The sequence below is a fragment of the Bacteroides pyogenes genome, from assembly GCF_014196225.1.
Taxonomy (GTDB): domain Bacteria; phylum Bacteroidota; class Bacteroidia; order Bacteroidales; family Bacteroidaceae; genus Bacteroides; species Bacteroides pyogenes_A.
On record NZ_JACIDI010000029.1, the window covers coordinates 1 to 25,282 of the forward strand.

Below are 25,282 nucleotides of genomic sequence, written 5' to 3' on the forward strand. Positions count from 1 at the left end.
CCTGCTTCTACGCGTAGAGGGCGTCCTGTTTTGTGGCGGCGGTATCGTAGAGTGCTTCCTTGCAGGTCGTTCCTTCGCAGGAAAAACAAATCTACAAAGCAAAGTCCTCTGAGCATGAAAAGTAGGACAAATAATGAGCGCGTGTTCTCTAGTTCCGTCGGCAATTCTCGGTCCGGTTTCATAATGCGATGCATTATTTCCACAGATAGTGCCCTGCTTTTCCCTCGCTCTACTCCAGTATGCACTTTGTTGAAGAGTAACGGTACATAGGGTGCTATCCCTTTATGTACGGCCCTGTTGTAGGTGGCTCGTAACATACGTAGGTATGTGGATATGGTGTTGAAACTGGCTCCTTTTTGCATAAGATAATTCTGGAAAGCATTCAGCCAGCAGGTGGTAAGGTTTGTAAAAGGGATTTCTTTGCGCCCTCCTTCAAACTCGATGATGCGTCTCAGTGTACTTCGGTACACATGTGCAGTACCGTAGCGTCCTTCGGCGTGCAGATGAGATATGAACTCATACATGAAACCGGCTAAGTCGTTTGCTTTCTCTTTCTCTTTTTCTTTCATTACTCTTTTTTTTAAAATGTTTATAATTATTGTATTTAATATCTTCTTACTATTCTTGTGATATTTCTTCTGATTGATGATAGTTTATATATAAATAATTAAATACAAATATAAGATATTTTAAGTTACATTTTATAGTGAAGACAATATCCTTTTTTGATATTTGCTAATGGGAATAGATAACTTGATCAAAATATGGTTTACATCGCAAGAATTGATATAGATACATGATATAGGTATCCGGTAGAGGAGGGGTGCCATTTTTTTCTATTTTGTCTCTCTAAAGTTGGTCGTATTACGAAATATTTTATTTTCTTTGTGGAGTTCTCAATATTGATACTTATTTCTGCATGAAACGGAAATGGATAAGACGGGTGGGTTGGATGTTACTTACCCCTATATTATTGTTCGTGATACTGATAGTATTGCTTTATGTTCCTCCTGTCCAGAATCTTCTGCGCCGGGAGGTAACTGCCTATGCTTCAAAATCCACAGGTATGGACATTCGTATCCGGCGAATCGATTTGCGTTTTCCCCTTAATTTATTGGTACGCGGGGTAGAGGTAATCCACTCTCCCGATACGCTCTTGTCTTTAGAGAGCCTGAATGTTAAGGTGCGCTTAGTGCCTCTGCTGAAAGGAACGGTCGTAGTGGATAATGTTTCTCTGCAGCAAGCTTCGGTCAATTCGGCCCACTTAATGAAAGAAATGCAGATATGTGGAGTGATAGGGAGTTTTATATTAAGAAGCGACGGGGTAGATTTGGTGAATGAAAACGCGCTTGTCAACCGTGCCGAACTATCCAATACTCATGTGCAATTGCTGATGAACGATACCATAGTCGTTCCTGAAGACACAGCGGCAACGCCTCCGGTGAATTGGAAGATAAATCTTCGCCGGTTAAAACTGAAAAATGTTTCTTTCAATATGCTGGTGCTTTCTGATACGGTGCGCACCGCAGCTCATATCGAAGAGGCCACGGTGAAAGAAGCTGCTGTGGATCTGAAGCGGCAATTTTACGGATTAAGGCAACTTCTGCTTTCGGGAGGAAGTATCCGTTATGATGTGGGCACGTCTGAACCGAAGAAAGGATTTGACGCTTCGCATATTGCTGTGCGTGATCTTCGCATAGGCTTGGATTCTTTGTTTTATCGGGGCAGGAATATGAATGCGGTAATTCGCGAAATGGAAATGAACGAACGTTCGGGTATAAGCGTCACTTCTTTTACAGGGCGAATGTTTGCCAACGATTCGATCATAAGCATTCCTCAACTGAATCTGCTGACTCCACATTCCGATGTGTCTTTTTCCGCCCGCAGCCAATGGAACCTGATGGATGCTTCTGGCAAAGGGACGGTTTTTGCTCGTTTGAAGGCTCATTTCGGGAAAGAAGATGTTATGCTGTTTGTCGGCGGATTGCCGGATGCTTTTAAAGAAACTTATCCTTTTCGGCCTTTGACGGTTCAGGGTGGGATAGAAGGCAACCTGAAAGATGTGAAGATCTCGCCTTTTACGATCGATCTGCCGGGAGCTTTCTCTTTAAAAGGAAGAGGTGTATTGAGCAATTGGACCGACAGTGTTAATCGTTCGGGTAAAATAGAACTCGACGTTCTGACTAAGAAGCTGGATTTTCTGGCAGCATTGACCGGAAAACCTCTTGACGGTTCCCTTACCATTCCCGACAGTATAAGCCTGAAAGGCCGGGTAGACTTCGAAGGATCTCAATATAAAGCCGGGCTGCACTTGCAGGAGGGTACGGGGAATATACATTTATCCGGTATTTTAGACAGTTCGTCTGAGGTTTATAATGCCCAACTGAAAGTGGATAACTTCCAACTTCAGCATTTCCTTCCGAAAAACTCCATATACGAGCTTTCCCTTTCGTCGGACATCAACGGAAAAGGTTTGGATGTATCTTCTTATCGTTCGTTTGCCAATTTGAACCTTTCCTTAGATAATCTTCATTATAGCAACTATCGCTTGTCGAACATTCAGTTAAATGGCAGCTTGAAAGGGGCCTTGGCAACAGTCCGGCTTACCAGTGACAACGAGTTACTGAAGATGACGGCAGACGGGGAATATAATTTAGCAAATAAGTATCCGGATGGTGAATTGAATATTGAAGCAGCCCGGATCGACTTGTATAAACTTGGGGTAATTCATAAGCCGATGAAGCAGGAAGTAGCTTTCAGTTTTTCAGCCGAAGTCAGGAAGAATCAGATATTAAGCCGTTTGGTTTCCGGAGACATGGATTTCCGTCTCGATGCTATTTCCGGGTTAAACTCATTCATGCGTCAATCGGAAAAATTTGTCAAGGTATTGATAAGACAATTCGATGAGAAGATGTTGAATCACGCTGAGTTGCGTAGCGCCTTACCGTCTGCAGTTCTTTCTTTTTCTGCCGGAAAGGAGAATCCGCTGGCGTATTATTTGGAGATGAAAGATATTGATTTCCGTGAAATTTCAATAAAAGCTGCTACGGCTCCCGATTGGGGGATGAATGTTATTGCCAATGTACATTCGCTAAAAATGGACACGTTGCAACTGGATACTATCTTCTTTACGGTAAAACAAGATACCGCACAAATGAATTTCAGGGGAGGAGTGATCAACGCTCCCGATAATCCGCAGTTCTCTTTTGCTGCTACATTGACCGGTTCTGTACGTAATCAGGACGCTGAATTGCTGGCCGAGTATAAAAATAAACAAGGAGAAAAGGGGGTTTCAATAGGTGTCAATATACGTCCGTTGACGGAGGGACAAGGTAAAGGTGACGGGCTTATCTTTCGACTTATGCCGGAGGAACCGATTATTGCATTTCGCAAATTCCATTTCAAAGAAAATAGCAATTGGATTTATCTGCATAAAAATAAACGTCTATACGCCAATGTGGACATGTTTAGCGATGAAGGTATGGGATTCCGGGCCCATTCGGTACAAGAAGATACGACTTCTTTGCAGAATATCAATGTCGAGATTCGTCGCATTCGTTTGGATGAGCTCAGCAGTGTGCTTCCTTATTTCCCGGAAATAACAGGTTTGTTTTCGGCGGAGGCTCATTACATTCAGTCGGAAAAGGAACTTCAGGTTTCGGCGGAGGTGTTTATGGATCAATTGACTTACGAACGCCAACTCATCGGAGATGTTACATTGGGAGCTACCTGGTTGCCCGGCGAACAGGGGAAGCAATATTTGAATGGTTACCTGACCCATGAACGGAAAGAGGTTATGACCGTCGACGGAAGATTACTTCCTGCCGGTCAAGGAAACGATAGTTTGCAGGTAAGCGCCGAGCTTTCTCATTTTCCGCTGCGGATAGCCGACGCATTTATTCCCCGTCAACTGGTGGCGTTGTCGGGAGCTATGAACGGAAATCTGCGCATAACGGGTCGTACCGATAGACCATTGGTAAACGGCGAGCTCATTATGGATTCCGCTTCTGTCTCGTCCCGTCAATATGCCGTCCGGTTCAGGCTCGACGATCGCCCTGTGCAATTAAGCGACAATCGTTTGATTTTTGACAATCTGGCTATTTATACAACAGAGAATAATCCCCTTACCATTGATGGATATGTGGATTTCCGCGACATGAAACGTCCGATGGCTAATTTGAATATGTTGGCCGAAAACTATCTGTTGCTCGATGCCGGGCGTACCCGTGAAAGCTTGGTGTACGGAAAAGTATTGGCCGATTTCAGGGCATCCGTCAGAGGCCCATTGGACGGGCTGGTGATGCGCGGAAATATGAGCTTGTTGGGTAGTACGGATGTGGCGTATATTTTAACCGACTCTCCCCTCACCGTACAAGACCGTTTGGGGAGTATGGTTACTTTTACTTCTTTCAGCGATACCACCGAAGTGGGGCGCAAGGAAATACCGAGTGTTTCTTTGGGCGGGCTGGATATGAATATGACAGTGCACATCGACCCATCGGTGCGTTTGAAAGTCGATCTGGATTTGGAAGGCAACGATAGAATAGAACTGGAGGGAGGAGGTGACTTGTCATTGAAGTACACTCCGCAAGGCGATCTGAATCTTACCGGCCGCTATACGTTGACCGGAGGATTGATGAAATATTCTTTGCCGGTGATTGCCGCAAAAGAGTTTGAGATAGAGAATGGAAGTTACATAGATTGGGTGGGCGATCCGATGAAGCCGACGTTGAAGTTCAAGGCGACCGACCGTATACGGGCGTCTGTGGCCGATGGAGAGAACGGAGGCTCCCGGATGGTGAATTTCGACGTATCCATAATTGTCAAGGAACGATTAGACCGGATTTCTTTCGCCTTCGATGTGGAGGCTCCGGACGATGCCGCCATTCAGAATCAGCTTGCCGCCATGGATTCCGAAGAAAGGGGAAAACAGGCTCTTTATATCATGGTTGCGAAAACTTACTTGGGAACAGGACCGATTGGTAGCGGTGCACGAAGCGGAAACTTATTGAATATGGGATCGGCGCTTAATTCTGTATTGACCAGTCAGATCAATGCTTTGATGGGAAATCTGAAGAATGCGAGCTTCTCTTTCGGAATCGAAGGGCACGATGATGCGGAAGCAGGCGGAAAACGTACCGATTACAGTTTCCGTTACTCGCATCGGTTCTTTAATAACCGTTTTCGCATTGTCGTAGGCGGAAAGGTATCCACAGGACGGAATGTGCAGAACGATGCCGAAACTTTTATCGACAACCTTTCTTTGGAGTATCGCTTAGACCGTACAGGCACACGTTATGTCCGTTTGTTCTACGATAAAAACTACGAGAGCATACTTGAAGGAGAAATAACGGAAGCGGGTGTCGGAATGGTCTTCCGTAAAAAGCTGGACAAACTGAGCGAGTTGTTCATCTTCAGAAGGAAGAGAGAAAAAAACAAACGTGACACTCAATAAAGAAAAGATTCGGAAAATGAAAGATTTACTATACAACAAAAAGAGATTTGGGCTTTTGCTAATCATATCCCCCTTGTTTCTGCTAAGCGGCTGTTCGCTTACGCGAAACCTGCCTAAGGGTGAAGTGCTTTATACGGGACAGAAAACGAAAGTGCTGAACGAATCGAAAACTCGCACAGGGCAAACTGCGATGACCGAGATTAACGCCGCTCTTGATAAAACGCCCAGTACGAGGATGATGGGCGGTTTTTTGCCGATTCCTTTTAAAATGTGGATGTATAACAACTTTGTTCATTATGAAAAAGGGTTGGGCAGGTGGATGTTCAAACGCTTTGCTGCCAATCCCCCGGTGTTCATCTCCACAGTCAATCCTGATATCAGAGTGAAGGTGGCAGGCAATATACTTCGAGATTACGGGTATTTTAACGGGAAAGTAACCTATGAAACGCTGTTCGACAAGAAAGACAGTCTGAAAGCTGCCATACGCTATACAGTAGACATGAAGAACCCTTATTTTATCGATACGGTTTACTACCATCGTTTCAATCCCCATACGCTGGAAATCATAGAGAGCGGACGAAAAAACTCTTACATTACTCCGGGAGAACAGTTTAACGTAGTGGAACTGGATGAGGAGCGTACTCGAATCAGCAGCTTGCTGCGCAACAAAGGATACTTTTATTTTCGTCCGGATTATCTGACGTATCAGGCAGATACGACGTTGGTTCCCGGAGGGAATATCAGCCTCCGCCTTACCCCGATTCCGGGTTTGCCTGCCGCTGCCCAAAGACAGTATTATTTAGGGAATTTATCGGTTTATCTGTTTGGGAAGGATGGAGAATCTCCTACCGACAGTCTCTGGTACAAAGATATCCACATTCATTATCATAAGAAACTGAAAGTCCGTCCCAACATGCTCTACCGTTGGTTGAACTATCAGGAATATGTGAGGAATGACCAGAAACGTATTTTCAATCGCAATCGCTTGTATAATCAATCCCGTCAGGATCAGGTTCAGGAGAAACTCAGCCAGTTGGCTATATTCAGTTATCTTGATTTGCAATATATCCCTCGGGATACAATCGGGGTTTCCGATACGTTGGACATACGGATGCAGGCCTCTTTTGCGAAACCTCTGGATGCGGAGTTGGAAGTGAACATAGTAACTAAGAGCAACGATCAGGCAGGGCCGGGAGCGTCTTTCGGCGTAACCCGGAACAATGTATTCGGTGGAGGAGAAAGCTGGAATGTGCAATTGAAAGGTTCTTACGAATGGCAGACCGGATCGGGGAAGAAGAACTCGCTGATGAATAGCTGGGAGATGGGGCTTTCCACATCTCTCACCTTTCCGAGAGTCGTTTTCCCGCGTTTCGGCAAACGCGAGTTCGACTTTCCTGCCACGACTACTTTTCGTGTATATGTTAATCAGCTCAATAGAGCTAAATATTATAAGCTACTCTCGTTTGGAGGGAATGCAACTTATGACTTTCATCCTACGCGTGTGAGTAAACACAGTCTTACTCCTTTTAAATTGAGCTTCAATGTATTGCAATATCAATCGGAGCAGTTTAAAGAGATAGCGAAAGAGAACAGAGCACTCTACACAAGCCTGCAAAATCAGTTTATTCCGGCTATGGAATATACTTATACGTACGATAATGCTTCGTTGCGCAGAGTGAAAAATCCGGTGTGGTGGCAGGCCACAGCCTCGTCGGCAGGCAATCTCACTTCGGTCATCTACCGGGCGTTCGGCAAGCCTTTCGATGAGAAAGAAAAGGGCCTGTTGGGCGCACCTTTTGCGCAGTTCGTCAAGTTGAGTTCGGAGTTCCGTTATTTGTGGAACATGGATAGAAACAACAAAATAGCCGCCCGTTTGGCCTTGGGCGCACTTTTTACGTACGGCAATGCGCTGATTGCTCCATATAGCGAACAATTTTATGTAGGAGGTGCCAACAGTATACGGGCTTTTACGATACGCAGTATCGGTCCCGGCGGTTACCATCCGGAAGAAAGTCGCTATTCTTATCTCGATCAGACAGGTACTTTCCGGATGGAGGCCAATGCCGAATACCGTTTCCGTATTTTCAAGAGCATCTGGGGTGCCATGTTTCTGGATGCGGGCAATGTGTGGATGCTGCGTGAAGATGAGAAAGGAGATGATACCCGGCTACGGTTGAAAACTTTTGCCAAACAGATTGCTTTAGGAACGGGAGCAGGGCTACGCTATAATATGGACATCATGGTGTTCCGGCTCGATTTCGGAGTCCCCCTGCATCTTCCTTATGACACGGGACGGAAGGGGTACTATAATGTTACAGGAAGCTTCTTCAGGAATTTAGGTATCCATTTTGCCATCGGTTATCCGTTTTAAAGAATAAATTTCGTACTTTTGCAGGGAAATCTGATGCCGTTGACATCAATAACCTTTTTAATATTACAAAACTTATGAAACCAACTTTATTCTTACTGGCAGCCGGTATGGGTAGCCGTTACGGGGGCTTGAAACAATTGGACGGATTGGGTCCTAATGGCGAAACCATCATGGATTATTCCATATACGATGCTATTAATGCAGGATTCGGCAAATTGGTCTTTGTCATCCGTAAAGATTTCGAGCAGGACTTTCGTGAAAAGATCATCTCCAAATACCAAGGGCACATCCCTTGCGAAATGGTTTTCCAGTCGTTGGATGCTCTTCCCGAAGGTTTTACCTGCCCTGCAGACCGTACGAAGCCTTGGGGAACAAACCATGCGGTGATGATGGGAGCCGATGCGATAAAAGAACCGTTTGCAGTGATTAATTGCGACGACTTCTACGGACGCGATTCTTTCCGTGTGATGGGAAAATTCCTTTCCGCCCTTCCGGAAAATTCAAAGCATGTTTACTCTATGGTCGGGTTTCGCATAGGAAATACTTTGAGTGAAAGCGGAACAGTGTCGCGCGGGGTTTGTGAAACCGACGACCGCAACCTGTTGACTTCGGTCGTGGAGCGTACCAAGATTCAGCGTATTGACGGAGAAGTAAAATACCTCGACGACAACGGAGAGTGGGTGGCTACTTCTGACAATACGCCCGTTAGCATGAATTTCTGGGGATTTACCCCTGATTACTTTGCATATAGCAAGGAGTTCTTCAAAACCTTTTTGGGCGACCCGAAGAACATGGAAAACTTAAAGAGCGAGTTTTTCATTCCTTTGATGGTAGATAAACTGATCAACGACGGTACGGCAACGGTAGAAGTGCTTGATACCACCAGTAAGTGGTTCGGAGTGACTTATCCTGAAGATCGTCAGAGCGTAGTGGATAAGATCAAGGCATTGGTCGATGCCGGCGAATATCCCGCAACACTGTTTTAAACGAATATTTCTGCGGCGATTTTTTCCCCTTTTGTCTTGCTCTTTTTGAAAAGGGGAGGAGCCTTTTATTGCTTTTGGTCAATCGGCGAGAAAAACACAACGGGCTTTGAAATCAAAGCCCGCCGTCTTTTTTTCAAAGCCCGCCGTCTTTTTTTCAGGTCATAAAAACATAAGTAAATTGCCGTTCGGGAATTTTTATCCGACTTTTCTTATTCCGAACTAAAGTATGCGTTATCTTTGCAAATCGGAATTTTTATAAACCAGAGACAGAAGTGATTTCAGTAGAAAGATTATCGGTAGAGTTTAATGCGACGGCACTCTTTGAGGATGTCAGCTATGTGATAAATAAGAAAGACCGCATTGCCTTGGTGGGAAAGAACGGAGCGGGCAAATCGACCATGCTGAAGATATTGGCGGGCATGCAGACGCCCACACGGGGCACGGTGGTCCTCCCCAAAGACATGACGGTGGGCTATCTGCCTCAGGTGATGATTCTTTCGGATGTCCGCACGGTGATGGAAGAAGCGGAACTGGCATTCAGCCATATATTTGAGCTTCAGGCGGAATTGGAGCGGATGAATCGCGAACTGTCCGACCGGACCGACTATGAGTCTGAGGAGTATCATGCGCTTATCGACAGGTTTACGCGCGAGAACGACCGCTTCCTGATGATGGGAGGAACAAATTTTCATGCCGAAATAGAGCGGACGCTGATGGGACTGGGTTTCGTCAGAGAAGACTTCAACCGTCTTACCTCCGAATTCTCGGGCGGATGGAGAATGCGTATCGAACTGGCAAAACTGTTGTTGAGGCGTCCGGATGTGTTGTTGCTCGACGAGCCTACCAACCATTTGGATATCGAGAGCATCCAATGGCTGGAAAACTTTCTGTCGACCCGTGCCAACGCCGTAGTGTTGGTGAGCCACGACCGTGCTTTCCTTAATAATGTGACTACCCGCACCATTGAAATATCCTGCGGACAAATCTATGATTATAAAGTGAAGTACGACGAGTTTGTCGTATTGCGCAAAGAGCGTCGCGAACAACAGCTTCGCGCGTACGAGAATCAGCAGAAGCAAATTGAAGATACGGAAAATTTTATCGAACGGTTTCGATACAAAGCTACAAAAGCCGTTCAGGTGCAGAGTCGCATCAAGCAGTTGGAACGAATCGAACGCATAGAGGTAGACGAAGAAGACAACTCTTCGTTGCGGTTGAAGTTTCCTCCGGCGGGGCGGAGCGGGAATTATCCGCTCATTTGCGAAGAGGTGAGTAAGAGCTATGGCGAGCATACTGTTTTCCGCAGGGTGAACTTCACAATCAACCGCGGCGAGAAAGTAGCTTTCGTGGGGAAAAACGGTGAAGGGAAATCGACTTTGGTGAAATGTATCATGGGCGAAATCGACTATGGCGGAAAACTTACGGTAGGGCATAACGTGCAGATCGGATATTTTGCGCAGAATCAGGCGCAAATGCTCGATGAAAATTTCACGGTGTTCGATACCATCGACCGGGTGGCGGTCGGAGATATCCGGTTAAAGATACGCGATATATTGGGAGCCTTCATGTTTGGAGGCGAGGCCTCCGACAAAAAGGTCAAAGTGCTTTCCGGAGGAGAACGCACCCGGCTGGCTATGATCAAACTTCTGCTCGAACCGGTTAATTTTCTCATTCTCGACGAGCCGACCAATCATTTGGATATGCGTTCGAAAGATGTTTTGAAGGAAGCCATTCGCGAGTTCGACGGAACCGTGATTATTGTGAGCCACGACCGTGATTTTCTCGACGGACTGGTAAGCAAGGTTTACAAGTTTGGCGGCGGAGAGGTGCGTGAGCATTTGGGGGGTATATATGAGTTTCTGCAAAAGAAAAAGATCGAAAGCCTGAATGAACTCCAGAAAGAAACGGTACTGTCGCCTGCCGCTCCCGCTCAGGCAAAAGCCGTTGATGCGGACGGAGAAAAAGCTTCGGAAAACAAGCTTTCGTATGAAGCGCAGAAAGAACTGAATAAGCGAATGAAAAAGCTTGAACGCCGGGTAGCCGACTGTGAGAAGACGATAGAGAAGATGGAAGCTGACATCGCTCTTTTGGAAGAAAAAATGGCGACCCCCGAAGGCGCTTCGGACAAACAGCTGTACGAACAGTATCAAAACATGAAACACAGGCTGGACGCTATCGTGGAAGAGTGGGAAGAAGCTTCCATCGAGTTAGAGAATGCGTCGGGGATGTAGATACGAACCGATTCGATATTTGTATATTGCAATTTAAAAAAAACATGAATTATGAAAATAACCAAGTATTTACCGATTTTTGCTCTTTGCCTTATGACGACAGGATGTAACAGCAGGAAAGAAGCTGCGCTTGCTTCGGGTATCAACCTTGCTAATTTGGATACTACGGCTCTGCCGGGTACGGATTTTTATCAATATGCTTGCGGTGGTTGGATGAAGAACCATCCGCTGACAGGCGAGTATTCGCGTTTCGGATCTTTCGACATGTTGCGCGAAAACAACAGGGAACAATTGAAAGAGCTCATTGTGGAATTGGCTGCGAAAGAAGACAATGTGCCCGGAAGCGCTGCTCAAAAGGTGGGCGATCTCTACAACATTGCCATGGACAGCGTGAAGCTTAATAAGGAAGGTGCCGCGCCTGTAAAAAAAGAACTGGAAGCGATAGCGGCTCTGAAGGATAAAAGCGAAATATATGCGTTCATTGCCGAACAGCACAAGAAAGGCATTCATCCGTATTTCCATTTCTATGTAAGCGCGGACGACATGAACAGTTCGATGAATATCGTTCATACTTACCAAGGCGGATTGGGAATGGGAGAACGCGACTATTATCTGGAAAACGACGAGCAGACGAAAAACATACGCGATAAATACCAACAGCACATTGCCCGGATGTTTGGTCTGGCAGGATACGATGAAGCGACTGCCCGAAAAGCGGTCGAAGCTGTGATGAACATCGAGACGCGTTTGGCCAAAGCCGCCCGTTCGCAAGTCGAATTGCGCGATCCGCACGCCAACTACAATAAGATGACAGTGGATACGCTGAAGATAAATTATCCTACTTTCGACACTGATGCTTTCTTTTCGGCAGCAGGGCTGAAAGACTTGAAAGAACTCAATGTGGGACAACCGCAGTCGTTCAAGGAAGTTGCCGATATCATAAACTCCGTACCCCTCGACAAGCAGAAACTCTATTTGCAGTGGGGAGTGATCAATACGGCCGCTTCTTTCCTGAGCGATGACTTCGTGGCGCAGGATTTCGAATTTTACGGCAAAACTATGTCGGGCAAGAAAGAAATGCAGCCACGCTGGAAACGTGCGGTGAGCACCGTCGACGGTTCTCTCGGCGAAGTGGTGGGACAGATGTATGTGGAAAAATATTTCCCTGCCGAGGCCAAACAACGAATGGTGACTTTGGTGAAGAATCTGCAAACGTCTTTGGGCGACCGCATCAAGGCGCTTGAATGGATGAGCGAACCGACGAAGGAAAAGGCGTTGGAAAAACTATCCACTTTTCATGTGAAAATAGGATATCCCGACAAATGGAAAGACTATTCCGCTCTGGAGATCAAAAACGATTCGTATTGGGCAAACATCGAACGTGCCAATCGTTGGGAGTATGAGGATATGATTGCCAAGGCAGGAAAGCCGGTGGATAAGGATAAATGGCTCATGACTCCTCAGACGGTGAACGCTTATTACAACCCGACAACGAACGAGATATGTTTCCCCGCCGCTATTCTTCAAGCTCCTTTCTTCGATATGAATGCCGACGACGCGATGAACTACGGGGCCATCGGTGTGGTGATCGGCCATGAAATGACGCATGGCTTCGATGATCAGGGACGTCAATACGACAAGGACGGAAATTTGAAAGACTGGTGGACGGAAGAAGACGCGCGGAAATTTAACGAGCGTGCTCAGGTGATGGTAAACTTCTTCGACAGCATCCGGGTGGCTCCCGGAGTGTATGCGAACGGTCAGCTGACGTTGGGTGAGAATATCGCCGACCATGGCGGACTGCTTGTTTCTTATCAGGCCTTTAAGAAAGCAATGGAGAAGTCTCCGCTGGGAGTTGTAGACGGATTTACACCCGAACAGCGCTTCTTTTTGGCCTATGCCAATGTGTGGGCAGGAAACATCCGCCCCGAAGAAATATTGCGGCTTACCAAACTCGATCCGCACTCGCTGGGCAAATGGCGTGTAAACGGGGCATTGCCGCATATAGGACCTTGGTATGAAGCTTTCCGTATCACCGAGAAAGATCCGATATTCGTTCCCGAAAACAAGCGAGTATCTATTTGGTAATCATTTTTTTAATTAATTCACATCCCATTTGTTACGTACGATAAACAATATTTCGTAACTTTGCGCATCAAATACTTAAATAAGCAATTCAATGTCAGGGTCTAAAAGAATAAAAAACGCGTTGGTATCTGTATACCATAAGGAAGGCTTGGATGAGATTATTACCAAACTTCATGAGGAGGGAGTGGAGTTTCTGTCAACAGGCGGAACCCGTCAGTTTATAGAATCGCTGGGATATCCTTGTAAGGCTGTGGAAGACTTGACTTCTTATCCTTCTATTCTGGGAGGGCGGGTGAAGACTTTGCATCCGAAAATCTTCGGTGGAATTCTTTGCCGCCGTTCATTGGAACAAGATGTTCAGCAAATTGAAAAGTATGAAATTCCCGAAATAGATCTGGTCATTGTCGATTTGTATCCGTTCGAAGCTACCGTAGCTTCGGGTGCGCCGGAAAGCGAAATCATTGAGAAAATCGATATCGGGGGAATATCTTTGATCCGTGCCGCCGCCAAGAATTATAACGATGTCATCATCGTTGCGTCTCAGGCTCAATATAAGCCTTTGCTGGATATGCTGATGGAACATGGGGCCACTTCTTCTCTGGAAGAACGTCGTTGGATGGCTAAGGAAGCATTTGCGGTTTCTTCTCATTACGATTCGGCTATTTTTAATTATTTTGATGCCGGCGAAGGCTCTGCTTTCCGTTATTCCACAAACAACCCGAAGATGCTCCGATATGGTGAGAATCCGCATCAGAGAGGATATTTCTATGGTAATTTGGACGATATGTTCGATCAGATTCATGGAAAGGAGATTTCTTACAACAATTTGTTGGACATCAATGCGGCTGTCGAACTGATAGACGAGTTCGACGATGTGACCTTTGCCATTTTGAAGCATAACAATGCTTGCGGATTGGCTTCACGTCCTTCTGTTTCGGGGGCATGGAAAGACGCGCTGGCAGGCGATCCCGTTTCGGCTTTCGGAGGAGTGTTGATTACGAACGGAGTGATTGACAAAGAAGCTGCGGAAGAAATCAACAAGATATTCTTCGAAGTGATTATCGCGCCGGACTACGATGTGGATGCGCTTGAAATATTGGGACAAAAAAAGAATCGTATCATTCTGGTTCGCAAAGAAAACAAACTTCCTAAAAAGCAATTCCGCTCATTATTGAACGGCGTATTGGCGCAAGATAAGGATTTGAACATTGAAACAGCGGCGGATTTGAGAATTGTGACTGAAAAGGCTCCTACGGCAACCGAAATAGAAGATATGCTGTTTGCCAATAAAATCGTTAAGAACAGTAAATCGAATGCGATAGTACTGGTAAAAGGGAAGCAGTTGCTGGCAAGCGGAGTGGGGCAGACTTCACGTGTGGATGCTTTGAAGCAAGCTATCGAGAAAGCGAAATCGTTCGGGTTCGATTTAAAGGGAGCGGTTATGGCATCCGACGCTTTTTTCCCTTTCCCCGACTGCGTAGAGATAGCGGACAAAGAAGGTATTTCTGCCGTAATTCAACCGGGTGGCTCGGTAAAGGACGATTTGTCTTTTGCATACTGCAATGAACACGGAATGGCAATGGCTGTTACCGGAATAAGACATTTTAAACACTAATTTAATAGCCAATCTGACTGTTTGCGATGTACGATTGAAAGATATTCGAACGTGAATGGCGAGATTGTAGATTAAGAGAATTTTTAATCGTAAACTGTAAACAATAAAATCTTAAAATAATATGGGATTATTTTCTTTTACACAAGAAATCGCGATGGACTTGGGAACAGCCAATACCATCATCATCACTAACGGAAAGATTGTGGTGGATGAACCTTCGGTTGTTGCTTTGGACCGCCGTACCGATAAGATGATTGCCGTGGGTGAAAAAGCAAAAATGATGCATGAAAAAACCCATGAAAATATACGCACTATTCGTCCGCTGAGAGATGGAGTAATTGCCGATTTTTATGCATGTGAACAAATGATGCGTGGACTGATCAAGCAAGTAAATACCCGTAATCGTCTGTTCTCGCCTTCTTTACGGATGGTGATCGGAGTTCCTTCAGGAAGCACGGAGGTTGAGCTGCGTGCAGTTCGTGATTCTGCCGAGCATGCCGGAGGACGTGACGTCTATCTGATCTTTGAACCGATGGCTGCCGCTATCGGAATCGGAATCGACGTAGAAGCTCCCGAAGGTAATATGATTGTAGATATAGGTGGGGGATCGACTGAAATCGCGGTTATATCTTTGGGCGGTATAGTATCCAATAATTCCATTCGTATTGCTGGGGATGATTTGACTGCGGATATTCAAGAATACATGAATCGTCAGCATAATGTAAAAGTCAGCGAACGTATGGCCGAACGTATTAAAATCAATGTTGGAGCCGCTTTGACAGAGTTGGGAGAGGATGCTCCGGAAGATTATATTGTTCACGGGCCTAACCGTATTACGGCTTTGCCGATGGAAGTGCCTGTGTGTTATCAGGAAATCGCTCATTGTTTGGAAAAATCTGTTTCTAAAATTGAAACTGCTATTTTGAGCGCTTTGGAGAATACGCCTCCCGAATTGTATGCCGATATTGTGCATAATGGAATTTATCTTGCCGGAGGCGGAGCTTTGTTGCGTGGACTCGATAAGCGTTTGACTGATAAAATCAATATACCTTTCCATATTGCCGAAGATCCTTTGCATGCCGTTGCCAAGGGAACAGGTATAGCTTTGAAGAATGTAGAGCGTTTCTCATTTTTGATGAGATAACACTTGATAAGGATGTGCACAAAGAGAGTGTCCGAAAAGAGATCAGGAATAAAGCCTCTCTTTGCCACAACTTATTTGTAGACAGGTAAAAGCTTCAGGTGCGGATTTTTCTGCCACACCCTTTATTCCTAAAGAAAATATATGCGGAATTTAATAAACTTTCTTCTGAAATACAATTACTGGTTCCTCTTTATTCTGTTGGAGGTAGCCAGTTTTGTTTTGTTATTCCGGTTCAATCGTTACCAACAGAGTGCCTTTTTCACTTCTGCGAATATGGTTGCCGGAACTGTTTATAAAATTTCCGGAGGTATTTCTTCTTATTTTCACTTGAAATCGACCAATAGTGATTTACTTGATCGGAACATTGTGCTCGAACAACAAATCAGAAACTTGGAAAGGGCGCTGAAAGAACGCCAAACGGACTCGATAGCTATTAATGCCATAAAAGAAATACCGCAAACCGATTATAGATTGTTCAAGGCCGGTGTTATCAAAAACAGCATTAATCTGGGTGATAATTATATTACATTGAATAAGGGATTCAACGAGGGCATCAGGCCTGAAATGGGGGTGGTGGACGGGAATGGAATCGTAGGTATTGTATATGAAACGTCTCCTTCTTATTCGGTAGTTATTTCGGTATTGAACAGCAAATCGAGCATAAGCTGCAAGATTGTTGGCAGCGATTATTTCGGCTATCTGAAATGGGAACGAGGAGATTCTCGTTATGCTTATTTGAAAGATTTGCCCCGACATGCAGAATTCAATCTGGGCGATACGGTAGTGACAAGCGGTTTCTCGACTGTTTTTCCCGAAGGTATTATGGTCGGCACCGTAGATGATATATCCGATTCTCACGATGGCTTGTCTTATCTGTTGAAAGTTAAACTTGCTACAGATTTTGGCAGAATTAGTGATGTTCGAGTAATAGCGAGAAATGACCGGCAGGAATTGAAAGAACTCGACAATAAGATTATTAAGCAATGATAACTACTTATATACATAGAATCGGCTGGTTTGTCGGATTGGCATTGCTCCAAGTGCTTATTCTCAACAACATTCATATCGGAGGATATGCGACTCCTTTTCTTTATATTTACTTTATTCTAAAGTTTGATTCCGGCTGTTCACGGAATGAGCTGATGTTGTGGGCCTTCTTCTTCGGACTGACAATCGATATTTTTGCAGATACCCCCGGAATGAATGCTGCAGCGACAGTATTGTTCGCTTTTCTCCGGCCTTCGTTGCTACGTTTGTTTACCCCACGTGATAATTTGGAAAGTTTTGTTCCTTCTTTTGCTACGATGGGGTGGGCGATATTTATAAAATATACTATTACCGGTGTTTTCATTCACTGTTTGGCATTACTCTCCATTGAGTTTTTCTCATTTTCCGCCATCTGGCTGTTGTTGTTGCGGGTAGCTGCCTGCACTGTTCTGACTGTAACTTGCATTGCTGCTATAGAGGGGATGAGGAGTTAAGAATGGCGAAGGACTATACGTTAGAAAAGAGAAAGTTTGTTGTCGGGGGGATTACTCTGTCTATTGTCATCATCTATTTGATACGTCTTTTTGTCTTACAGATAATGACGGACGATTACAAGAAGAATGCGGACAGTAATGCTTTTCTGAATAAAATCCAATATCCTTCGCGCGGAGCTATCTACGATAGAAATGGAAAATTGCTGGTGTTTAATCAGCCGGCTTATGATATCACTGTTATTCCCAAGGAAGTGGAGAATCTGGATACGCTTGATTTGTGCGAATCGCTGGGTATTACCCGTGAGCAATTCCTGAAAATAATGAGTGATATGAAAGACCGTTATCGGAATCCCGGGTACTCTAAATATACCAATCAGTCTTTTATGTCTCAGCTGTCGGCGGAAGAGTGCGGTGTGTTTCAGGAGAAGCTGTTTAAGTTCCGGGGATTCTATATTCAGCGGCGAACCATTCGTCAGTATAGTTATAATGCTGCCGCCCATGCTTTGGGCGATATCGGAGAGGTGTCGGTGAAAGATATGGAGGCGGATGAGGATGGATATTACATTCGGGGGGACTATATCGGAAAGCTCGGAGTAGAAAAAACGTATGAAAAATATCTGCGTGGTGAGAAAGGGGTGGAGGTTTTGCTCAGAGATGCTCACGGACGTATTCAAGGGCATTATATGGATGGCAAATATGATCGGCCTTCTATTCCGGGAAAGAATTTGACTCTAAGCCTGGATATCGATTTGCAGATGCTGGGTGAACGATTGTTGAAGAATAAAATTGGAAGCATTGTCGCCATTGAGCCGGAAAGCGGAGAAATTCTTTGTTTGGTTTCTTCTCCCAACTACGATCCTCATTTGATGATCGGGCGTCAACGGGGTAAAAACCATCTGATTTTGCAACGAGATAAGTTGAAGCCTCTTTTGAATCGTGCGCTGATGGGGGTGTATCCTCCCGGTTCTACTTTTAAAACAGCACAAGGTCTGACCTTTTTGCAGGAGGGAATCGTGGCTACACAAAGTCCTTTATTCCCTTGTTCGCATGGCTTTCACTACGGACGATTGACTGTGGGGTGCCACCCTCATCCATCTCCGCTGCCTTTGATACCTTCTATTGCCACTTCGTGCAACTCTTATTTTTGCTGGGGACTATTTCGCATGTTCGGCGACCGGAAGTACGGCTCTCCTCAGAATGCTATTACGGTATGGAAAGATCATATGGTCTCTCAGGGGTTTGGATACAAATTGGGAGTCGATCTGCCGGGAGAGAAGAGAGGGCTGATTCCGAACGCGCAATTTTATGATAAAGCTTACAAGGGACATTGGAATGGCTTGACGGTAATCAGTATCTCTATTGGGCAGGGAGAAATTTTGACTACGCCATTGCAAATAGCCAATTTGGGAGCCACTATAGCTAACCGGGGATATTTCATCACTCCGCACATCGTGAAAGAGATACAGGGGGAGCAGCTGGATAGTCTCTATCGTTTTCCACGCTATACGACAATAGATAAAAGGCATTATGAAGATGTAGTAACCGGCATGAGGGCCGCAGTGACGGGAGGTACATGCCGCACGGCGGGAATGATACTTCCGAATGTGGAAATCTGTGGCAAAACCGGAACTGCGCAGAATCGCGGGCACGACCATTCTGTTTTTATGGGGTTTGCTCCCATGGACAAACCGAAGATTGCTGTTGCCGTTTATGTCGAAAACGGCGGTTTTGGTGCAGTATACGGAGTTCCGATAGGTACGTTGATAATGGAGCAATACCTGAATGGAGGTTTGTCTCCGTCGAGTGAGGCGAAAGCAGAGGAATATAGTAATAGAATTATTAGTTATGGTGACGAGGAACGTTAGTTTGTGGAAGTCGTTGGATTGGGTGACTGTTGTTGTATACTTATTCCTGATTATTGCAGGATGGTTTAGTGTGTGCGGCGCCAGCTATGATTATGGAGATCGTGATTTCTTCGACTTTTCCACTCGTGCAGGCAAGCAGTTCGTTTGGATTATCTGTTCTTTCGGATTGGGATTTGTCCTACTGATGCTCGAAGAGAGAATGTATGACATATTCGCGTACATTATATATATAGGGATGATCTTATTGCTTATTGTCACTATTTTTATTGCTCCGGATACGAAGGGTTCGCGTTCTTGGCTGGTAATGGGACCGGTCAGCCTGCAACCGGCAGAATTTGCTAAGTTCGCTACAGCTTTGGCTTTAGCGAAATACATGAACGCTTATTCATTCAGCATAAAGAAAAGAAAGAGTATCTTAATTCTGGCTTGCTTGATATTGCTTCCCATGCTTCTGATTATAGGCCAGCGAGAGACAGGGTCGGCACTGGTTTATTTGGCTTTTTTTCTGGTCTTGTATCGTGAGGGGATGCCCGGCGTGGTACTCTTTGCCGGTTTGTGTGCAATAGTATACTTTGTTCTTGGAATTCGTTTCGACGGAGTGTATATTGCGGACACTTCTACTCCTTTGGGCGATTTTATGGTGTTATCGCTGGTATTGCTATTTTCTGCAGGAATGATATGGGTGTATCGCAGAAAGTGGGAGCCTGTGCGTAATATTATTGTTGGGAGTTTGCTCGTTTTGTCGACAGCTTATTTTGTATCGGAATATGTGGTGCATTTCAATTTGGTGTGGATTCAGTGGGGACTTTGTGCCCTTACAATAGGATATTTGTTCTATCTGGCTTTGAGTGAACGCCACCGGTCTTATTTTTTGATCGGTTTATTTGCAATTGCTTCTATCGGTTTTCTGTATTCGAGCAACTATGTCTTTGATAATATCCTCGAGCCTCACCAGCAGGTTCGTATCAAAGTGGTATTGGGACTGGAAGAGGATTTGGCCGGAGCGGGATATAATGTGAATCAGTCTAAAATCGCAATTGGTTCCGGAGGGCTGACCGGCAAAGGATTTCTGAACGGAACACAGACAAAGCTCAAATATGTGCCGGAGCAGGATACGGATTTTATCTTCTGTACGGTAGGTGAGGAGCAGGGTTTTATTGGTTCTGCAGCCGTGTTGCTGGGATTTCTTGTTCTGATACTTCGATTGATAACTTTGGCCGAGCGCCAAACCTCCACTTTTGGGCGGGTTTACGGGTATTCGGTGCTTAGCATTTTCCTTTTTCACTTGTTTATTAATATTGGAATGGTACTTGGCCTTACTCCCGTTATCGGTATTCCTTTGCCTTTTTTTAGTTACGGAGGTTCTTCTCTTTGGGGATTTACTATTTTGCTGTTCATCTTTTTGCGAATTGATGCAGGGAGAAATAAGAGGTTCTGAAAGCATCTTCTCCGGTCATTAAAATATTATGGAATACCTTTGAACATGCAATCAGACATTTGAAAAAATAGCTCCTTTGGGTACGGTCGAAACTTAGAGGTATTCGGGAGGGATATTTCTGCATATTAATATTAAAGCCAACTAATTCATTGCGAGTTAGTTGGCTTTTTTGTATTTAAGTATGATATTTTCTGAATATCCTTATTTTTGTATTCTGATACCAATATCGCTTAGCCCTGCCACTTTTTCATCTTTCAACCCATGTGTGACTTTTAATGTGTATTGGCCCGGATGAGCAGGCAGATTTCTTCTAATAGGGCATTCCGAAGTGTAAATGCCTCCCCAACCCTTGCCCAGCCATTGTCCATCTTTATTGGCAAGGGAAAACTCCAGAGTGTCTGTACGAAAAATGGTGGAGTCCGGTAAATTATGCCGTACAAATAGATATAAATTGCAATATGGGTAATTTATTCTGTTTCGTACCTCCGCAGATATTTTAAGAGCGGTGGGAAATGTGTCTGTAAGAGAAACGTGAAAAAAAAGTGTATCACTCTTACCCCATCCTTTATAAGGAAGGGATTGGTAAGAGTGATAGATGATGTCTGTATGGCATGCACTTATCAGGAGGATGCCCAACAAACTAAATAAACTATTCCTGAACTGGTTTTTCATTGTTTCGTGCTCCCTTATGTCTGGCACTTCTACCGGGCTTTGACGAGCGTTCGCGAGCAGAGTGTTTCCTTTGCTCCTGTCTCTGCTCCTTGTTGGATACAGGTTCTCGGCTTTGCTCTTTTTCCGGTTGCCGGTTTTTATTATTTTGTTCTCGCATCTGTCTGCCTCGATTGCTGTTGGCAGAGCGGTTGTCTGATGTTTTATTATTCTCGGGAATTGCTTCCGGACTTCCATTTTCAGCAGATTGCCCTATGGGGCGGGCATTTTCTTTTCTCTTTTTTTTGTTCCGGTTTCCATTATTCCCTTCTTTGTTATTGCGTCTACGGTCGAACCGAGTAACACTCTCCTGTTCGAGCAAATCAGTTGTTCTTTTCGGCTCTTTTTTTTGTTCCGCCTCTTGAAGGCTGTCGGGTTTCATCCCTTTTTTATTCATAGAAATAACTTCAAAAGCACGTTTTCCACTGATGGTGACCAGGTTGGCCGGTAAGTTCTTGTCTGTAGAGTATGAGATTTGATTACTCAGAATATCTGCCTTGAAGAAATAAAACGTCCCGTCTTTGGTTTCCAGTTCGATTTCTTTGGACGGAAGTCGTTTCTGTGCCTCCACATAACAGTCTACCTCATAGTTCATGCAGCATTTTAATTTAGCACATTGTCCGGCAAGTTTTTGTGGATTCAGAGAGATGTCCTGAAAGCGTGCGGCACTTGTAGATACGGATACGAAACTCGTCATCCAAGTAGCACAGCAGAGCTCACGTCCACAGGGGCCGATTCCTCCGATGCGTCCGGCCTCTTGCCGTGCCCCTATCTGCTTCATTTCGATGCGTACCCGAAAAGTGTCTGCCAGCACTTTGATCAGTTGGCGGAAGTCTACTCGCTCATCGGCGATATAGTAAAAGATAGCTTTGTTTCCATCTCCCTGATACTCCACGTCTCCGATCTTCATGTTGAGATTCAAGTTTAATGCAATCTGGCGGGCACGAATCATGGTTGCATGCTCTTTTGCTTTGGCTTCGTTGAACTTTTCCATATCTACCGGTTTGGCCTTTCGGTAAATGCGTTTGATTTCGGCATCGGCTTTCAGATTGCTTTTCCGCATTTGCAAGGGAACCAATCGTCCGATCAGCGTTACCACACCAATGTCGTGTCCGGGAGTTGCCTCCACGGCAACAACGTCCCCTTTTTCCAATTGTATTTTATTACTGTTGCGGTAATATCCTTTTCGTGTGTTCTTGAACTGTATCTCTACCATCTCGCATTCTTCGGCATTGCCGGGAATGTCTGCCAGCCAGTCGTATGTATTTAATTTGTTGTCTTGGCGGGAACAACCTTTGCAGCAAAGTTTTCCGCTGCCGTTATAAAGTTTATATTCCATCAGTCTGTATCTATTTAATAATTTTACGGTTTTAATATATATATTCTTAGTCCTTTAAAAGAACAATTGTTTTCAGTGAAAAATCAAAAAAGACCATTTTGGCATTTACATTCTGCTCTATGTGCAATTGCGCTTCACTTAGCTCATCCATGATTCCCATCACATTTCTTTCATTGATGAAAGGAGAGAAGCGGGTGGCAAAATTCTGTTCGTTTATTGTCATGTATGTGAGTTCGCTTTCCTTCAGGTTATATATAAAGTTTTCTCGAATCATACGCTGACAATATTCTAAAAAGTTCTTTTGGCGTTCGCGCCCCATTCCGGCCACTTGTTCGCTCCATAACTTCATCTCTTTGATTTTTCGTTGATAAGACAATCGCATCAGGTTTACGAACAAATCAAAAAATAACTTGTTCTCTTCGTTCAAATGAATCGATTCGAGCGCTTTGATGAAATTTCCATTGGCAAGGTGAGCGATGGAATGGCTGCTGTTTTCTAAAATTCCGTATTTCTCTTGCAATACACGGTCGATGCTTGCTTCATCAATTTTTCGTACATTGATCCGTTGGGTGCGGCTCTGTATGGTTGGGAGAATCATGTCCGGCGCTTCGGAAACGAGAAGAAAAACAGTCTGTACCGGTGGCTCTTCCAGAAGTTTCAACAATTTGTTCGCGCATACCGGATGCATTTTTTCGGGTAGCCATATAATGCTAATCTTATATCCTGCTTCACTCGATTTCAAGCTGAGTTTTCTGAGAATCTCGTCACTTTCTTTGGCATATATAAGTGCTTGAGAGTTTTCTGATTCTATTTCATTTAGCCAATGGTTCAGGTTAAAATAGGGATTCTTTATCACGAATGCCCTCCAGTCGGCAATGTAATCATCACAGACGTCTTTTTTCTTTTTGGCATTTTTAACGATGGGGAATGTAAAATGTATATCGGGGTGGACCAGCTTGTTGAATTTCACGCACGAAGGGCATGTTCCGCATGCATCCGTCGCACCACGGTTAGTACAGCTGATATATCGGGCATAGGCAATGGCCAGTGGCATGGTTCCTACCCCTTCTTGTCCGCAAATGAGTTGGGCATGGGCTATTCGCCCTTCTTTTACATCTTCGATAAGGCGCTGCTTAATCTCTTCTTGTCCGATTACATCTCTGAAAAACACTTTAATATTGATTGTAAGTTTGTAATTTATAGCTGATAATTCTTTTTCTTCTTTTAATAGACGAGTTTCGCTACTTCTTTAATGCTGTTTACGGCTCCGATGGAGTAAAAATGTATGCTTGGCACCCCGGAAGACATCAGCTCTTTACATTGCTTCACGCTCCACTCAATACCTACTTGTTCTACTTCGGATTCGTTTTTACACTTCAAAACTTCTTTCACCAAATCTTCCGGTAAGTCTACTCTAAACGTCTTCGGAATCACACTAAGTTGAGATTTTCTTCTGAGCGGTTTGATCCCCGGAATGATTGGGATATGAATACCTGCGGACTTGGCTTGTTTTACAAAATCGAAGTACTTTTTATTGTCATAGAACAGTTGGGTCACAGCATATTCTGCACCGGCTTCCATCTTCTTTTTTAACCAGTATAAATCAGATTCCATGTTGGGAGCCTCTTCATGTTTCTCCGGATAGCAGGCCACTCCATATGAGAAAGGCGTATTGGTGACTTTCATCTCCGAACCGTCTACAAATATGCCTTGATTGAAGCGATTTATTTGTTCTTGCAATTCGATGGCATGATAATATCCATCTTTTTCCGGAATAAAAGAGGACTCGTGCTTGGCTTTATCTCCCCGCAGAACCAGCAGGTCGGTTATATTCAGAAATTGTAAGTCCAGCAGCACATATTCGGTTTCCTCGCGACTGAATCCGCTGCATAATATATGAGGTACTACCGTGATGTTGTACTTGTTTTGGATAGCGGCCGCTACGGCAACCGTACCCGGACGCCTTCTAAGACGATTCCTTTGGTACAGGCCGTTACTCAAGTCTTTGTAAACATATTCGGTGCGATGGGTGGTGATGTTTATGTATTTGGGGTCAAATTCTCGCAATGTGTCAATAGCTTCATATAGCTTTTCTATTCCGGTTCCTTTTAAAGGAGGGAGTATTTCAAACGAAAAAGCAGTCTTTGCATTGCTGTGTATTAAATCTATAACTTTCATTCTTTATGTTACTTGTGGTCTGTTGGTTACTTAAAAACAAACTTTCATGTTGGGACAAAAATACGAAAAAGAAAGACTTTCTCTTGTAATATTTGAAAATAGTTTGCTTTTGTTCTGGAAAACTTGAGTGTAGTCAGGCTGTTTTATCTTAAACTTGCAATCTCTTTCCTTATATATTTATATTATTTGCTGGTTTATTAGATATCATCGAACTGATGTTGCTTATTATATTCTTTTTCTTTCCGCTTTTCCGAGAAAACTCCTTTTGTATTCCCCATTTGTTTTTATTTTTTCTTTTCATGTTTCTTTGTTTTTTATTTCCTCAGTTTTTATTGTTCCCATAGGCTTGCAACCTATATAAGCGTGTAGATATATAAGGTCGG

16 protein-coding genes are annotated in these 25,282 nt (G+C 44.4%); 11 read left to right on the plus strand and 5 right to left on the minus strand.

Translation table 11 applies throughout. The features are described 5' to 3' along the window. Window positions 1-569: site-specific integrase (locus tag GGR07_RS13315; protein ID WP_183200520.1), on the minus strand; the 569-nt coding region annotated here is incomplete at its 3' end. A 350-nt stretch (window positions 570-919) separates the two neighbouring features. Here GGR07_RS13315 and GGR07_RS13320 point away from each other — a divergent pair. The 11 genes from GGR07_RS13320 (at window position 920) to rodA (ending at window position 20,674) form a co-directional block, all read left to right on the plus strand. Then, the gene (locus GGR07_RS13320) at window positions 920-5,455 is read left to right on the plus strand and encodes a translocation/assembly module TamB domain-containing protein (RefSeq protein ID WP_122056648.1); all 4,536 of its coding nucleotides are present in this window, start codon (window positions 920-922) and stop codon (window positions 5,453-5,455) included. Between the two features lie 16 nt (window positions 5,456-5,471). Continuing rightward, window positions 5,472-7,826 (plus strand): translocation and assembly module lipoprotein TamL, encoded by a 2,355-nt coding sequence (gene tamL, locus GGR07_RS13325; RefSeq protein ID WP_039972441.1) that lies wholly within the window; start codon window positions 5,472-5,474, stop codon window positions 7,824-7,826. Between the two features lie 74 nt (window positions 7,827-7,900). Further along, window positions 7,901-8,812 carry a glycosyltransferase family protein gene (locus GGR07_RS13330; RefSeq protein WP_021644577.1) on the plus strand — a complete coding sequence of 304 codons (912 nt, stop codon included), beginning with the start codon at window positions 7,901-7,903 and terminating at the stop codon, window positions 8,810-8,812. A gap of 272 nt (window positions 8,813-9,084) precedes the next feature. Beyond that, a complete protein-coding gene (locus GGR07_RS13335; protein ID WP_021644579.1) occupies window positions 9,085-11,043 on the plus strand; it encodes an ABC-F family ATP-binding cassette domain-containing protein in 1,959 nt (652 codons plus the stop codon). Between the two features lie 51 nt (window positions 11,044-11,094). After that, a complete protein-coding gene (locus GGR07_RS13340; protein WP_021644580.1) occupies window positions 11,095-13,131 on the plus strand; it encodes a M13 family metallopeptidase in 2,037 nt (678 codons plus the stop codon). Between the two features lie 91 nt (window positions 13,132-13,222). After that, entirely contained in the window at window positions 13,223-14,746 is a 1,524-nt protein-coding gene (gene purH / locus GGR07_RS13345) for a bifunctional phosphoribosylaminoimidazolecarboxamide formyltransferase/IMP cyclohydrolase (RefSeq protein WP_021644581.1), read from the plus strand. Window positions 14,747-14,867: 121 nt separating this feature from the next. After that, window positions 14,868-15,890 (plus strand): rod shape-determining protein, encoded by a 1,023-nt coding sequence (locus GGR07_RS13350; RefSeq protein ID WP_021644582.1) that lies wholly within the window; start codon window positions 14,868-14,870, stop codon window positions 15,888-15,890. 141 nt (window positions 15,891-16,031) lie between these two features. Then, window positions 16,032-16,877 (plus strand): rod shape-determining protein MreC, encoded by an 846-nt coding sequence (gene mreC, locus GGR07_RS13355; protein ID WP_021644583.1) that lies wholly within the window; start codon window positions 16,032-16,034, stop codon window positions 16,875-16,877. Continuing rightward, on the plus strand, window positions 16,874-17,371 hold the full coding sequence (gene mreD, locus GGR07_RS13360; RefSeq protein WP_021644584.1) for a rod shape-determining protein MreD: 498 nt from the start codon (window positions 16,874-16,876) through the stop codon (window positions 17,369-17,371). The genes mreC and mreD overlap by 4 nt, the downstream gene beginning before the upstream one ends. 2 nt (window positions 17,372-17,373) lie before the next feature. Then, window positions 17,374-19,236, plus strand: coding sequence for a penicillin-binding transpeptidase domain-containing protein (locus GGR07_RS13365; RefSeq protein WP_021644585.1), 1,863 nt, complete (start codon window positions 17,374-17,376; stop codon window positions 19,234-19,236). Further along, window positions 19,217-20,674: a rod shape-determining protein RodA gene (gene rodA / locus GGR07_RS13370; RefSeq protein ID WP_021644586.1), complete on the plus strand. Its 1,458-nt coding sequence runs from the start codon at window positions 19,217-19,219 to the stop codon at window positions 20,672-20,674. Before GGR07_RS13365 ends, rodA begins: the two co-directional genes overlap by 20 nt. A 201-nt stretch (window positions 20,675-20,875) precedes the next feature. On the opposite strand, the gene gldH is transcribed toward rodA, so the two are convergent. The 4 genes from gldH to metF are packed head-to-tail and all read right to left on the minus strand — an operon-like array spanning window position 20,876 to window position 24,899. Beyond that, window positions 20,876-21,346 (minus strand): gliding motility lipoprotein GldH, encoded by a 471-nt coding sequence (gene gldH / locus GGR07_RS13375; protein WP_122056647.1) that lies wholly within the window; start codon window positions 21,344-21,346, stop codon window positions 20,876-20,878. Further along, complete coding sequence (locus GGR07_RS13380; RefSeq protein ID WP_021644588.1) at window positions 21,324-22,721, minus strand: PSP1 domain-containing protein; 1,398 nt, start codon at window positions 22,719-22,721, stop codon at window positions 21,324-21,326. The genes gldH and GGR07_RS13380 overlap by 23 nt, the downstream gene beginning before the upstream one ends. A gap of 46 nt (window positions 22,722-22,767) precedes the next feature. Beyond that, window positions 22,768-23,892: a DNA polymerase III subunit gene (locus tag GGR07_RS13385; RefSeq protein WP_021644589.1), complete on the minus strand. Its 1,125-nt coding sequence runs from the start codon at window positions 23,890-23,892 to the stop codon at window positions 22,768-22,770. A gap of 53 nt (window positions 23,893-23,945) precedes the next feature. Further along, window positions 23,946-24,899 (minus strand): methylenetetrahydrofolate reductase [NAD(P)H], encoded by a 954-nt coding sequence (metF, locus tag GGR07_RS13390; protein WP_021644590.1) that lies wholly within the window; start codon window positions 24,897-24,899, stop codon window positions 23,946-23,948. Window positions 24,900-25,282 lie beyond the last annotated feature (383 nt).